Source organism: Endozoicomonas sp. YOMI1 (assembly GCF_024606345.1).
Taxonomy (GTDB): domain Bacteria; phylum Pseudomonadota; class Gammaproteobacteria; order Pseudomonadales; family Endozoicomonadaceae; genus Endozoicomonas.
Map to the genome: position 1 here is coordinate 1 of NZ_JAHHPM010000543.1, position 14,554 is coordinate 14,554.

12 protein-coding genes are annotated in these 14,554 nt (G+C 46.2%); 7 read left to right on the top strand and 5 right to left on the bottom strand.

Translation table 11 applies throughout. From position 1 onward, the window contains the following. The first annotated feature begins 337 nt into the window (after nt 1–337). The 3 genes from KDK15_RS19340 to KDK15_RS19350 all read left to right on the top strand — a co-directional run bounded on the left by KDK15_RS19340 (nt 338) and on the right by KDK15_RS19350 (nt 4,237). Nucleotides 338–1,348, top strand: a complete 1,011-nt coding sequence (locus KDK15_RS19340; protein WP_257297034.1) for a TIGR02452 family protein — start codon at nt 338–340, stop codon at nt 1,346–1,348. Nucleotides 1,349–1,568: 220 nt separating this feature from the next. Beyond that, complete coding sequence (locus tag KDK15_RS19345) at nt 1,569–2,822, top strand: ankyrin repeat domain-containing protein (protein ID WP_257297035.1); 1,254 nt, start codon at nt 1,569–1,571, stop codon at nt 2,820–2,822. A 179-nt stretch (nt 2,823–3,001) separates the two neighbouring features. Then, nucleotides 3,002–4,237, top strand: coding sequence for a hypothetical protein (locus KDK15_RS19350; RefSeq protein WP_257297036.1), 1,236 nt, complete (start codon nt 3,002–3,004; stop codon nt 4,235–4,237). A gap of 194 nt (nt 4,238–4,431) precedes the next feature. On the opposite strand, the gene KDK15_RS19355 is transcribed toward KDK15_RS19350, so the two are convergent. Beyond that, on the bottom strand, nt 4,432–5,799 hold the full coding sequence (locus tag KDK15_RS19355) for a hypothetical protein (RefSeq protein ID WP_257297037.1): 1,368 nt from the start codon (nt 5,797–5,799) through the stop codon (nt 4,432–4,434). Between the two features lie 475 nt (nt 5,800–6,274). Here KDK15_RS19355 and KDK15_RS19360 point away from each other — a divergent pair, with 475 nt between their 5' ends. Further along, complete coding sequence (locus KDK15_RS19360; protein WP_257297038.1) at nt 6,275–7,216, top strand: glycosyltransferase family protein; 942 nt, start codon at nt 6,275–6,277, stop codon at nt 7,214–7,216. 121 nt (nt 7,217–7,337) lie between these two features. Here KDK15_RS19360 and gloA read toward each other — a convergent pair whose 3' ends face one another. From gloA to purM, 4 genes are read right to left on the bottom strand one after another with little or no spacing between them, the layout of a single operon-like run. Further along, entirely contained in the window at nt 7,338–7,745 is a 408-nt protein-coding gene (gene gloA, locus KDK15_RS19365; RefSeq protein WP_257297039.1) for a lactoylglutathione lyase, read from the bottom strand. 39 nt (nt 7,746–7,784) lie between these two features. After that, nucleotides 7,785–8,660 (bottom strand): DUF3108 domain-containing protein, encoded by an 876-nt coding sequence (locus tag KDK15_RS19370; RefSeq protein ID WP_257297040.1) that lies wholly within the window; start codon nt 8,658–8,660, stop codon nt 7,785–7,787. Beyond that, entirely contained in the window at nt 8,657–9,319 is a 663-nt protein-coding gene (gene purN / locus KDK15_RS19375; RefSeq protein WP_257297041.1) for a phosphoribosylglycinamide formyltransferase, read from the bottom strand. The genes KDK15_RS19370 and purN overlap by 4 nt, the downstream gene beginning before the upstream one ends. A 31-nt stretch (nt 9,320–9,350) precedes the next feature. Continuing rightward, nucleotides 9,351–10,397, bottom strand: a complete 1,047-nt coding sequence (purM, locus tag KDK15_RS19380) for a phosphoribosylformylglycinamidine cyclo-ligase (RefSeq protein WP_257297042.1) — start codon at nt 10,395–10,397, stop codon at nt 9,351–9,353. A gap of 349 nt (nt 10,398–10,746) precedes the next feature. Between purM and KDK15_RS19385 the strand changes: the two genes are divergently transcribed. From KDK15_RS19385 to hda, 3 genes are all read left to right on the top strand, one after another. Then, entirely contained in the window at nt 10,747–11,916 is a 1,170-nt protein-coding gene (locus KDK15_RS19385; protein ID WP_257297043.1) for a DUF2066 domain-containing protein, read from the top strand. Between the two features lie 292 nt (nt 11,917–12,208). Continuing rightward, nucleotides 12,209–13,288 (top strand): AI-2E family transporter, encoded by a 1,080-nt coding sequence (locus KDK15_RS19390; RefSeq protein WP_257297044.1) that lies wholly within the window; start codon nt 12,209–12,211, stop codon nt 13,286–13,288. A 220-nt stretch (nt 13,289–13,508) separates the two neighbouring features. After that, entirely contained in the window at nt 13,509–14,225 is a 717-nt protein-coding gene (gene hda / locus KDK15_RS19395) for a DnaA regulatory inactivator Hda (RefSeq protein WP_257297045.1), read from the top strand. Nucleotides 14,226–14,554 lie beyond the last annotated feature (329 nt).

A 14,554-nucleotide genomic window follows, 5' to 3' on the forward strand; every position in this document is an offset into this window, starting at 1 on the left:
AAATTGAGGATAAAAATTCGGCTTTGTGAGGTGAATAGCGGGGCTATTTGCCGAACACAAGTGGATTTTTAGACCAATTTGCTGCCGCCGCAGTAGGGTACGCTATTCTCGGACAGCCTGCTGGGGAGCAAAAATTATTCAGGTTAATTTCATGGAACCATCGACATCAACAGCTATGACTATTCCAATGCTCCAGGCTCAGGTAGCGGCAGCCAATGAGCAAATGGTTAATCCAGAACCGATACTTTGTCAGCTTGATTTTTTAGTGCTAAATCTGTGAAATCGAAAAAGCAGGTCATACTGACAAATCGGTACCTACACGATGAGGGCATAGACGATGCAACCGGTGGCCAGTCAGCCTGCTGTAAAAGCGCCTCAAACTTACAGAAATAAGAAGCAGAAAGTCAGGGCTGCCGGGTCGTTAGCCTCCTCAGCCCATGGGCTTTCAGGTCGTTCAGGAAAACCCATTAGCACCAGAACAGTGGCATCATCGGCTAAACGATCCGCTATGAATCCAGAGCAGGCAAAGTTCAGAGAAATAGCACTGGACACAGTAGAGATATTGAACAATAAAGCGTTCAAGTTAAATGGCAAAACAATAGATCTAAAAGCAACTGTTGAGCGGTGTATTGCCAATACCCGGTTCTATGCTGCCAACGATTCCATTCCCCTTCAGCCCTCTGCAGATTACTTCTATCCCCTTACTGATATTCAGGTTATGGAGGAAACCTCTCTGGCAGCGTGTCACCGGATTGCCAGGGTGAATGGCAAAGACCATGTGGCTTGCCTGAATTTTGCCTCTGCTGTTGACCCCGGGGGTATGTTCCGGGATGGCACCAACACCCAGGAAGATAGCCTGGCAAGAGCCTCTGCACTGTTTGCTTCTCTGGACAGTGACACAGGAAGGCAGATGTACAGTTATAACAAGCAACATCACGCAATCCATCGAGGGCTTTACTCTGATACGATCCTGTATTCACCGGATGTACCTGTTTTTAGAGATGATAACGGCAATCCGGAAGAACCTTACCTGATCTCGTTTATTACCGCTGCGGCAGTGGACCGGCCTTTTTGCAAGGGAATCCCGCAAGAGACTCTTCAGCAGACAATGTATACCCGTGCAAGAAAGATCCTGACCGTCGCTGCCAACAATGGTGTGAAACATTTGATTCTTGGAGCCTGGGGCTGTGGGATCTTCGCCCATGACGCAGCTGATATTGCGCGGTTGTTTGCGGATCTTTTGGCTGAGGATGACTTTAAAGAGCGGTTTGTCTCTGTGTCGTTTCCTATTACTGATCCGGCTATGCTGCGGGTGTTTAAAGACCATCTTCCGGGAACAGAGTATTGAAGCCTTGGTATCACGGGAGTATCGGCTTAAGTTATCTTGCCAATGATCATGCCGCTGGCCCTGTCTTGAATTACATGTCCTGGAATCCGGTTTTATCAATTTTGTATATACAATGAAAAAACGCCTCCCGATATCGACTGATCTTTTATTTACATGGCCGGGATAAAAAGCAAAATGTGATTGTCCATAGTAAGGAAGTACAACCAAAGGTTTCATGACTATGGACAAGGGTGACTGCCTTGCTAGTACCAGTTCTTCATATCCTGCTCCGGTACCCGCTCAAGCCAACAATAAAAAAAGAAAACGCCAGAAACCGGAAGCAAAACGTGAAACACCACTCCCGCCCGACCATTCCGGCCAGTCTACAAAGGGTAAAAAAACAAGAAAGATCACTGTACTTGAAAAAAGCACCGAGCCCGTGGCTACACAATCGACTATTGTAGACACCTCCGAACTGCTGAGCGAGCAGCAGATAGCGCAGAATGAACAGCTGATTGAGGCGGCCCGGACTGGCAACATTGATGCCATTAAAGCATCGCTTGAACAGGGCGCAGATATCAATCAGCGCTGTGGGTATGACCACCCCATTGCAACCGCAGCCCGGCAGGGTCACCTTGAGCTGGTGCGCTACTTGCATCAACAAGGCGCAATCACCGACCAATGTTTCCCTTCCCCGATCATGGAAGCAGCCAAAAATGGCCATGTTGACGTTGTAAGGTACCTGTATAAAACCGGTGTCAGTTTAGACACCTGCGAAAACGGCGATACCCTGATCGGTCATGCCATCATTAAGGGTCACATTGACGTAGTGAAGTATTTGATTAAACACGGTGTAGACGTCAACGGTTCTAAACAAGACATATATACCCCTCTGCACCTGGCGGCCCGATCGGGACGCCTTGATATGGTGTCATTACTGGTTGACAAGGGTGCTAACATTGACGGTGGTAGAAAAGGTGCTCATACCCCGATCTATAGTGCAGCCAGGAATGGTCACCGTGATATCGTGAAGTTTCTGGTTGCGCAGGGTGCCAACGTCAATGCGTTAAGCTCAGGCAGCCGTACCCCGATCTATGCTGCGGCCGAGACCGGTGATCGCGAGCTGGTCAATTTCTTTCTCGAACAGGGTGTGGATGTCAATGCCAACGGTACCGGCAGTGATACCCCGATCTGGGGGGCTGCCTGCGCTGGCCACTATGATATGGTGCAATATTTGCGCAGTGTGGGCGCAACCTTTGAAAAAAACAGCACAAAGTCGGGAACCCTGATAGCAGCCGCCGCCAGAGGTGGGCTCACGACACTGGTTGAGGAGCTGCTACAGGAGGGAGATTACATTAGAGTTGCCAGTGACTACACTCCCCTGATACAGGAAGCGATGCTTGGTGACCACTATAAGACGGCAGAATACCTGCGTGGACAGTCTGATCTTATGCCCAATCCACTTGGCCCCAGGCCCGGGAAAAAAAGAAAATAAACTGTTCAACTGACATGGCTGATATCCTTCTTGGAGTCCACTGTTTAATAGCAGACAGGAAGGGCAGCCATTCCCCGTCAGGTCAATTTAAAAGTCGAACATCGGGTTTTATTTTCTATTTCCATTTCTCTTTTTCTTTTCTATTTTTATTTTGTTGGTAGACAATATGTGGAGACTTTATGAATATTTCAGGTGCAAGCCAAGCAACATGGATCGAAACTGAATACCTATCTTCTAAGGGTAATCGACAAACATTAAAATCTGTAGAAGATGCTTCAGAAAAAGCTGCTGCTATTAAGTTTCTTTCACAACTTGAGTGCCGGGTATGTTTTGATGTTTATGAAAAACCGCTGTCAACTCGATGTTGTGAGATGATTTTATGCGCATCTTGTTATTTTGATCTTCCTGATCCGAAAAAATGTCCAAACCATAGGAAGGAGTTTACTGGTTCAATTCAAGATGATTTGCAATGTACAGGACGTCTGATTAATAATCAAATAGAGAGTTTTGCAGGGCTTTTTAAAAATGTTCCATCTACTGGAACAAGTAACGATAAATATAAAAGCCGGGTACAGAATGATGCGATACAACGGATTAATTCCAGTCCCTCACAAAGTACTGTTAGAACCAGCCAGCATGTGGGACAAAACGAAATGTTGGGAAATACCAGAGGTTATGGCAATGTTTATTCCGGGGCATCTTCAGAATTTGGCAATATTATCTCTTCATTTGGCAATAGAACCATCAACTCGCAAGCTTCAGATTCTTACTCTGTGAATTATGCTTCTGGTACTGGCAGGAATTTCAGGTCAGGAGGTAATATTCATATAGGAGTCGGTGATAGTATCACTGTTAATGGAAGACAGGTTCAAGGTACCAATCTTGTTATTCGTAATGGAGAGATTTTATCTGGTCAAAATGTATCGATTACAACTCCGCCCTGGGTAAGTGCCCCTGTCAGGAAACATGATTTTAGAGCAGATAATGTTCATTTTATTGGTATACATACCGGACGGGGGGATATCCTTATCGAAGGACAAAACGCCAGAAACCAACATCAGGTGTCGGTTATATCATCTAAAGAACCAAGTCTTGGAAATAATAATCTTAACCTCGATTGTTGTGAAAATATCCAACTGAGGCTCCCGGAGTCATTTGTCAGTAGGATGAAATTACACACTAATATGGGAAATATTAATACCCAGAGTGGCTACAGAGTTAAATCCGGAGGGGAACTTCATACCAATATGGGAAATGTAAATGTTAAAGTCGACAGCTTGCTTGTCAATGCAAATGGAAGAACTAATATGGGAAATAGAAGTGTAAATATTCAGAATCAACATGTTCCATGGGGGCGTCAAGATTTATATTGCAAAAGCAATATTGGTAATGTTTATATATATGATCAGGGCTAAGAATAGTAACGATGGCTCCATTTTTTTAAGCTTGGAAGAAAATCACAGGACACCCAAAGAATCTACAGTCAGAATAGCTAAATATCATAACCGAAAGTATCAAAAAAATCAGGTTTTTTGCCGGTAGTTATTTTCAAGAAGGCCACAGACAATCAGTGCTTTAACAACGCATTATTCATGAGCAGCCAAACTGCTCAATTTTTTTTGGAACCACCGACACCTTTTTCTTGCAACCATTTCTTCCAGAAATCCTTATCCCCACTGTCTGCAAATCTACTTTTCTCTGACCATTCTTTATGTTGAGCTAAAAATTCATCTATCATCTCATCCATTTTTTTAGTATCTTCATCACTGCATACTTCTGATTTCAAATTTATCATAAAAGAGCTGTTTGGCAGTGGGTATTCAAAATCACCATTAATGTATAACTCTTTGAGCTGAGTTATGAGGCGAGCAACTATGGATAGATTTTTATTATTTGTCATACCCCCTTTAATCTTTTCCAGCTGTTTTTCTAATGGTACGATCACCCTCTTAACTTTGATTCTTGCGTCAAATTTCAACCCTGCTATCGAATAGCTTTGATTGTTATCGACGTTACGGACAATTAACTCATCAAAACCTTCGATGTTTTCCAGGATATTTTCAAGGTTGTCAAAATAGTGAGCTTTAAGAATTTTAATAAGGTTACACAACTGATCCTGCTGTTCTTTATCAGAAACCAATCCTGCAGGATTGATAACTTTCGTTTTACTTATCAAGCTTTTTGCAAATCCAACGTATGGTAAATATTTTGAGTAGAATGTATCTTTATGCTTTTTTAATTCTGAAAAAAAGCCTTTACTGCTCTCATATAAAGTTAATTCATCACCGGCATGCAGTAAATCCAAAGCAGTAGAATCAGAGTTCAAACACAGACGAATAAATACAGGCAATGAGCATATCATAACATCGATATTGTTTCCTGTATTTTTTGTGAATTTGGAACTCGTACTATGAATTCTGGGCTTATATTTTTTTGATAATTTTTTTGAATCCAAATCAAAATCACAAAAATCTTTTTCAATCCCATGATTTTTTGTAATTACATATAAATCAATATCTGAAGAAGTAGTTGTAGTACAGTGCATACAACTACCACTATAAGCAATTGCTAAAACATTATGAATGTCAACAGGATTAAGACCTAAAAAAATGAGAAACTTAGGGTTTTCTATCTCTGCCAATCCGATTGAATGTAAGGAAAGATTATTGTTCAATTTTATTGTGTTAATTTCTTTTTGAATTAATCGGATGCATCGTCGAATATGATCTAGGGGAAGGTCAGCACTTTTAGGGTCAGAATCCATTAATTCAATACATATTCTTTTTGTCAGTTCAAGCCTATTTGTATGTTCCCAAAAATCTGAGTTGGCAGGAATTTCTCTTTCTTTTTCAAAAAATGAAACAGATTTACAGCTAAACGTGGGTAATAAATGTTTCTCTTTTACATGCTGTTTTAGTTCTATATCCGATGAAAAAAAAATGTTATTACAAAAGCATTGAACTCCTGAAGGCATCATATATCTAATCCTCAATATAATTACATTATTTCAGGGTTATAGAATAAACATCGTAGTATATTTATAGCCGAAAGCAAAAACAGTGTCAGGTCTTGTGAATGTGTTCAAAAAGTAGGGCTTTGTCCACATGCCGGGAATAGCAAGTCAGTAAAGGAAAATCATTTCACAACAGAACTCTACCCAGCTATTTTGATTCAATTGTCACAAGGTTCTGGTCGGGAAATTTCGATGAACACATCAGCCATTAATGCCCTGCGCTTAGAGTTTGACAGTTATCAGAATAACGAAATTCAAAGTACTTCCAGTAAACTATGGAACCGGGTGTGTAGGGCTTATTCACCCAGGTATCAACACATTAAAACGGCTCTTACGGAACATTTGGTTGAATACTTTAACAGGCATTTAACAACTGATCACCTGCCGATCAATCGTCTTATTTTTCCAATATCAGATAACACACTTAAAACTTAATGATATGGAAGTGTTTGGTAATTATTTGCACCGGGATGGATTTACTTTTATAACGAAAAATGGTCGTATTAATTTTTTTCAAACATTAATACATTTAATACATAACAGCTTTTTCGGATTTGTACGGGATGTCTGGAAATTAAATGTGAAGGACTATGACCTTATTATCTCTGACTTAGAACCGGTCACAGCCTGGGCTGGGTATTTAGGAAACAGGGCAGTCCTTGGCTTTGGTCATCAGTATTCGTTTGACTACGATGTTCCCATGCTGCAGAGATTTTCTATTCCAAGGTTAGCTATGAAACTCTTTGCTCCGGTTACAGAAACTGTCGGGCTTCATTGGGTTACTTTTAACAACCAGCCCATCTTGCCTCCGGTCATAGATACGACAATGCGACTATGTCCAGATAAAAATCATCTTGTTGTCTATTTGCCCTTTGAAAATCAGGATAATGTTGCCAGTTTATTAAACCAGTTTTCGGGATACAGTTTTAAAATTTATGGTCCCAGGACGCCGGAAGTTGTTGGCAATGCGGAGTTTTTTCAAATGAGCGTAAAAAGCTTTAAAGAAAGTCTACAGTCATCCAGAGGGGTGATTTGTAATTGCGGATTTACCCTTATCGCTGAATGCTTGCACATTGGATTACCCGTTCTAACTAAACCTCTTAAGGGGCAAATAGAACAATTATCCAATGCCTATACACTTGAAAATCGGCACCTGGCTGAAGTGTTCTATTGCCTGACTTATGAAAATCTGAAGCATTTTATAGAAAACGCCCAGCGTAAAGCAGCCAATCCATATCCCGATGTAGCGGATGCAATTGCCGACTGGGTTGTCTCTGGTCGTAATGAGACGGTTACTGAATTGTCTGAAAAGCTCTGGCAGAGTCAACGGGATCTTGTCAGGCTGGCCTCTGGAGCAAATTATATTCAGCAAGCGAGGTGAACATTAATGAAATCTCAAAACGCAACCAGTAAATGCAATAACGGTCTATTGGTTCTGTGAATACCTGACTGGATCCACAGAACTGATTTACCACTGTGTTCATTTAGAAAGATAGTCAGGATTAGCCGTTAATCCCTTCAGAAGCGGCTTTGGCTTGAATCAGCTCGATTTTGTAGCCATCCGGATCTTCTACAAACGCGATCTCGGTTGTGCCTCCAAGCACCGGACCCGGTTCCCGGGTGATCTTGCCACCGGCCTTACGGATGGCTTCACAGGTGGCATAAATATCATCAGCACCCAGGGCAACATGACCAAAGGCATTGCCCAGGTCGTACTGTTCAGTGCCCCAGTTGTAAGTCAGTTCAATCACTGCCTGTTCAGACTCATCGGCATAGCCAACAAAAGCGAGGGTGTATTGGTACTGTTCGTTGTCGTGTTTTCTCAGCAGTTTCATACCAAGAATTTCCGTATAATACTGGATGGATCGATCAAGGTTGCCAACACGCAGCATGGTGTGAAGAAATCGCATTTCAGGCTCCTTCAGTTTACAGATGTAAGAAAAAATTGATCAGGGATGTTTAGGGCGTTCAGACAGTTTGGTGGTTTGTTTCTTTTTCAGTGGCTTGCCATCAATGGCAGCCTCTTTGATCTCAATGGTATAGGCCGTGCCTTTTTCTTCCTGCAATAGCTTTACCAGAAAGTACTCATAGTTTTTGGCAAACCAGATCCAGGTTGCCCGTTCATCACTGTCTCTCTGTATTTTGACTCTGACGGTTTTCAGGTTGCCAAGGTCAGTTTTTAATGTCTCTTCGCCTTCGATGATGAATTTGCGTTGATAGACTTCATCGTCATCGGCAACGTCGTAGTTCAGCGGTTGGCCGTGGGCGGCAGCCAGATCCATACGTAGTTTCAGTTGGTAACTCAGGTTGTCCAGGGTTGCCGGTTTCAGGTCCATCGACCACTGCCGGTCCCCCTGTTGCCAGTTGACCTTATTGCTGGACCAGTCAAAGGTGGCATATTCCGTTGGTTTGTTGCCAAGCCCGGTTCTTTGTTGCACGTATTGGTTGGCGATCAGCCGGGCACCTTCACTGGCAAAATGGCTGGTCTCTTTCATACCAAAAAACGCCGCATCGGCACTGAACTCAAGGGTCCAGGTGCCATCAGCATTTTGTGTCAGGGATCTTTCTCCGGAACCACCAAAGGGTATCCCTTTGATGGATGCTTTATAGATTGCGGAATATGGCTTGAGCGTAAAGGCTGCGGGATTCGCGCTATCCGTTTTTTTTGTCTGGGTGGCGGCAAAGCCCGTATTGCCCGCTAGCACCAGGGTCAGGGCAAGTGCCGCTCTCAGAGTGCCCGGGCCATATTTGCCGGGGTGAGTTATCAATGATTCTTTCATGCTCACTTTGTGGCGATGAAAAAGCGTATGAATCGGATTAATCATGCCAGTTCCAGGGCGTTTTCCTGCAGTTGGTAGCCCAGTGGGTCAATAGGGTGATCATCCAGTAGCACTTTGTCACCGTTCAGCTGAAGCCTGCCGGAAGTGATCAGGTGTACGGTCAGAGGGTAGATCTGGTGCTCCATGGCCTGAACACGCTGTTTCAGACCCTCTTCATTATCGGTGGGGCCGACACTCATGGAAGCCTGAATGATATGGGCACCACTGTCCAGTTCTGGTGTTACAAAGTGAACGGTACAGCCATGCCGGGTCTTTTTATCGGCAAGTACTCGACGATAGGTGCCAAGGCCTTTGTATTCAGGGAGCAGGGAAGGGTGGACATTGATCAATCTGCCAGCGAATTTTTCCACAAACTCCGGGCTTAGAATTTTCATATAACCGGCCAGTACCACAAGGTCCGGCTCAAAGCGGTTAACTTCTTCCACCAGTCTCTGGTCAAAGGCGCCCCGGGAAGAAAAGACTTTGTAGTCCAGACCAAGGGCAGCCACTTTGTGCTGTCTGGCCCTTTCCAGCCCGTAAGCCTCTGGTACGTTGCTGATGACCCCGACAACTTGATAACTGTAGTGATGTTCTTGATCCAGAAGTGCCTGAAGATTACTGCCGTTTCCTGATAACAGAACGACAACTCGCTTTTTCTCGCTCACTGCTGTTTCCTGAATACTTTCAATGATTTTGTTATTGAAAAACCACAGGATCGGCATCGCTGTCTGCGGATTCAATATGGCCAATAATGACGCTTTCCTCTCCCAGCGCTTCCAGACGCTTGAGTACCTGCTCCCAATGGCTCCCGGGGATGCAGAGCACCATGCCGATACCACAGTTGAAGGTACGGTACAGTTCAAAGGCCTTAATATTGCCCTTTTCCTGCAGGAAACGGAAGATGGCCGGGATTTCCCAACTCTGGGTGTTGATCACCGCGCGACAGCCCTCAGGGATTACCCTTGGCAGATTCTCTGGCAGGCCGCCCCCGGTAATGTGGGCCATGGCATGAATTGGCAGTTCCTTTTGCAGCTGCAGCATTGATTGGACGTAAATGCGGGTTGGCGCCATCAAGTGCTCTGCCAGAGGCTTGCCTGCCAGAGGGGCGTCGAGGTCTGAACCGGCCACTTCCAGAACCTTGCGGATCAGTGAGTAACCGTTGGAGTGCGGTCCGCTGGATTTCAAACCGATTAACAGGTCGCCAGCGGAGACTTTGCTGCCATCAATGATTTCAGACTTTTCAACAACGCCGACACAGAAGCCGGCCAGGTCGTAATCGTCACCCTGGTACATTCCGGGCATTTCCGCCGTTTCACCCCCGATCAGGGCACAGCCAGACTGTTCACAGCCTCTGCCAATTCCGGTGACCACGCGTTCAGCCACATCCACATTTAATTGGCCGGTGGCGTAATAGTCCAGAAAGAACAGCGGTTCGGCGCCACAAACCAGCAGGTCGTTGACGCACATGGCCACCAGATCGATACCGATATGGTCATGCATCCCCAGGTCCATGGCCAGCTTCAGTTTGGTACCCACGCCATCGGTGCCTGAAACAAGAACCGGTTCTTTATACCCGGCTGGCAGCTGGCACAGCGCTCCAAAACCGCCCAGGCCGCCCATCACCTCAGGACGGGAAGTGGCTTTTGCAACCTGTTTAATTCGTTCAACCAGAGTGTTTCCAGCGTCGATATCGACACCTGCATCCTTGTAACTCAGGGAGGTTTTGGAATCCGATTTGTTCATTGATATCAATCCGCTTGTTGCCCGAGCTTGTTTCCACCGGCCGTGTCGGCAGTGTTTTAATCCGGACTGTTCACTGACCCGGGGCGGTGTTCAGTCCAACCCGGTTTGGGTGGATGAAGGCGGCTATTCTAGGAGGGTGTGGTATTTATCGCAATGCTGTTACCGAATTGTTGCTGATGTCTGGTGGTATTTTTTTGGTCATTCGGCTCTAATTTATGGGGGTACAAAATTAGTGCTATAGGGCTTTAATAAAGCCCGCCAGTTATCCAGCCGTTGGCAAAAGCAGTATTTTTTGCCGGATTTATGGCAGAATAAAGTTCTTTTGATTTTTACGTACAGGATTTTATTGATGCCTGTGGCTAAGCGATGCAACGCTCTCTTGCAAAACCTGATCAGTCCACTTACCTTCTTGTCCGCTGTTGAAGCTCGTTCAGCAGTTAAGGCGGCCTGTCTGGTCGTGGGTCTTCTGGTACTGTTCACATTGCCTGAAAATACCCATGCGGCCACGGTCAAAGGCCTATACAGTCAGCAAGTGCCCGTGTCCGGACAAGGTTATCAGGAGCGAACTGACGCCATGACTCAGGCTCTGGCAGATGTGCTGGTGAAAGTGGCCGGACAGCGTGAGGTGCTTGCCAACAGTGTGGTAAGAAGTGCACTGGCTGAGCCGGAAACCTACATTCGCAAATTTGGTTTTCACAGCTCTCCTGCTGATCAGGATTCCTCTCTCAACCGTCAGCAGTATTTGCAGGCTGTGTTTGATGAGCAGGCGATCAACCGCCTGCTGCGCAGTGCCGGTGTGGCCATCTGGGGGCAGAGCAGACCATCGACACTGGTTTGGTTGGCGGTGGAGAGTGGTGGGCAGCGCTCAATCGTCAATGCCTCAGGTACCTTTCCGGTGGTGTTTGCTGAGAGCTTTCAGGGGCGGGGCTTACCGGTGCTCTTTCCTTTGATGGACTTTGAAGATGCTGCGACGATTTCAACCGTTGATGTATGGGGTGGCTTTACCCACAAATTGCAGGAGGCTTCCCGACGTTATGGTTCTGAATCGATTCTGACCGGGCGTTTATCCCGTTCTCTATCACAAGACTCTCTATCGCAAGACGAACTCTACTATGGTCGGCTGACCCTGATATTCCGGGGGATGAATCAGTCTGTGGCGGTTAATGGCCTGGATGCTGTTGCGTTGACACAGCAGGCCGCTGACCTGGTGGGGACAACCTTGTCCCGGCATTATGCCATTGATGCCTCCGATGCCAGTGGCAAGACTTTGCTGGTGGTTGAGAATATTGCCAGTCTGGAAGATTATGCCGCCCTTAATAAATACCTTGAGCGGATGACGGCCATTCGTGATGTGTCTGTTCACCGGGTGGCAGGTTCAACGGTTGAGTTGGAGCTGGTTATTGATGGGTCTGAAAGCCAGTTAGCCGATGCCCTGGCCCTGGGGCGAAATCTCAGGCCGGTTGCACCGGGTTTGCAGTCTGGCTCTTCGGCAACTATGCACTACAGTTGGTCCTACTGACAGCCTCCTGGCTGTCTGCTGATTTGCTGTCAGAGATACATTATGCGGTGGTCCATGTGAATAGTAGTGATAGTTCTTGCACAACAGGCTGGAGTTATTTGCAGCATCAAGGTAATGCCCGGGATGCAGAGTTTTCGAAGTATGTTCCAGTTTCAGGAAGAAATCTGGGATTAAGCGTATATATCTGTCGCCTGTGAATTTACCGTTTTTCTTATAATTTTTGCTTCTGCGTACTTGGTAGATTTCCAGTGGCTTTCTGATGCCACGGCGCTTTTACACAAGGACTTTTACGATGAATCTTACTCTTCATCAGCGCTATATGGTTGCCGCTGTTGCGCTGGGACTGTTTCTGGTTGTTCATTTTCTCGGGCCGGTACTGACGCCTTTTGTCGTCAGTATGGTATTGGCTTATCTTGGTGACCCATTGGTGGACTGGCTTGAGTCAAAAGGGTTGTCCAGAACTCTGTCGGTCGTCTGCGTCTTTTCTCTGATATTTGGGGTACTGATTACGGTGCTGCTGGTGGTGATTCCAACACTGGCCCATCAGATTAAGACGATGATCCGTCTGCTACCGGTGTGGGAAACCTGGATTGGGACGAATGCACTTCCGTACATTCAGAAATATATTGAGATTGATCCCTCCCTTTTTGATTTTGGGGAAATCTCCAAAAGGCTGGCTGGGCAATGGCAGAAGGCCGGTGGGCTTCTGGCCAGTTTTGGTATTTCCGTGTCCAGGTCCTCCATTGCGCTGATTGGGTTTGTGGCCAATCTGCTGCTTATTCCCGTGGTGACTTTTTACCTGTTGCGTGACTGGGACAAGATGATGGATAACCTGAAAATGATGTTGCCCCGCAATATCGAGCCTGTGGCTGTGACTCTGGTATATGAGTGCGATGAAGTGCTGGGCGCCTTTCTCAAGGGCCAGATGATGGTCATGCTGGCACTGGGTGTCATTTACAGCCTGGGGCTGACCATGATTGGCCTGCAGTTCGCTATTCTGATTGGCATGCTTGCCGGACTGGCCAGCATTATCCCTTATATGGGATTTGTCCTGGGGTTTGCTGCAGCGATGGTTGTCGCACTGTTTCAGTTTGATGGCTATGTGGGGGCAGGGCTGGTGGTGGTTGTATTTATGGCAGGGCAGGTATTAGAGAGCTGGGTTCTGACGCCCTTGCTGGTGGGTGATAAAATTGGTCTGCACCCGGTAGCGGTGATTTTTGCCTTGATGGCGGGCGGGCAGCTGTTTGGTTTTGTCGGAATGCTTATAGCCCTGCCCATGGCCGCGATAATTATGGTATTCTTGCGCCACCTGCATAGAAACTATAAGGCCAGCAATCTTTATCATGCCGGAGCAGCCGAAGAGAAAGACTGATACACTTTTTGTTGTTGTCCTATTTTTGTCATACTCTTTTTCTTTTAAAAAACAGCCCATATAGTGTAATAGCGGTTGCCAAATAGGGCTGAAGACGATTTATTGACCGGTCTATTGATGTCAGTCAATACCGGTTGATAATTGAACGGTTTTATTGTGTTACTGTCTTTTGTAACGTTGCAATTTCTGTTGTCAGTATCACACCACCTTTACGGATTTGATGTCCATTATGAGTTTGCCTGTGCAGCTACCGCTCAGTGTCCAGTTAAGAGACGATGCCACGTTCGCCAACTTCTACAGTGGGCGAAATGAAACGCTGGTCAATCTTCTGGATATGGATAGATCGGTTCCCGGCATCGAATCCGAGCAGTTTATTTTCCTCTATGGCCCCAAAGGGGTCGGCTGCAGCCATCTGCTTCAGGCTGCCTGTCATCAGGTGGACCGTCGCAGCGGCCGAAGCATTTATCTGCCCATGAAAGAGCTGGTTCATTATTCTCCGAAGCTTCTGGAAGGTATTGAGCGGCTGCAGCTGGTTTGCCTGGACGATATTGGTGAGGTTGCCGGTATCGATGAGTGGGAAGAGGCGCTGTTTGATCTGTTTAACCGGCTCAGGGACTCCAGAACCCGATTTCTGGTGGCGGCGGACAATCCTCCCAGGGCACTGGGTATTCTACTTCAGGATCTGGTTTCCCGCCTTGGCTGGGGCATGGTATTTCAGGTGCGCCCTTTGGATGACCGGGACAAAGTCTCAGCACTCAAACTTCGGGCTCACTATCGTGGCTTTGACCTGAGTGATGATGTTGCCCGCTTTATTATTCATCGTGGCTCCCGGGATATGGGCAACCTGTTTACTTTGTTGCATAAGCTGGACAGTGCCTCCCTGCGTGCCAAGCGCAAGCTTACCATCCCCTTTGTTAAGGAAGTCATGGGATGGTGACCATAAAATTCCGCATCAGGGGCGGTGAAAACCGGAGCGTTTGGTCGCTGCGGAATTTTTAGGGTAAAGGAATGGTCCTCAGGTTCGGAACTGCCCCATGTCGTTGAGAAAAATTGGTGGTTTTCAATCCGTGTTGAGATGCCGTTATCATCAGGGCCGGATCGAAAAGGGAGTGAGCCTGAGTCGGTACTAATACCAATTCCGCCTTTTAAATATGAGATCGAGCAAGTCATTTTGGACAGCTGGGCAAGGCGGAATGACGATTATTAATGGTAGGGCTATTGCGAGGAATTCCAACGAAGATCCAGCTGTTCAAAATGGCTGCGCAG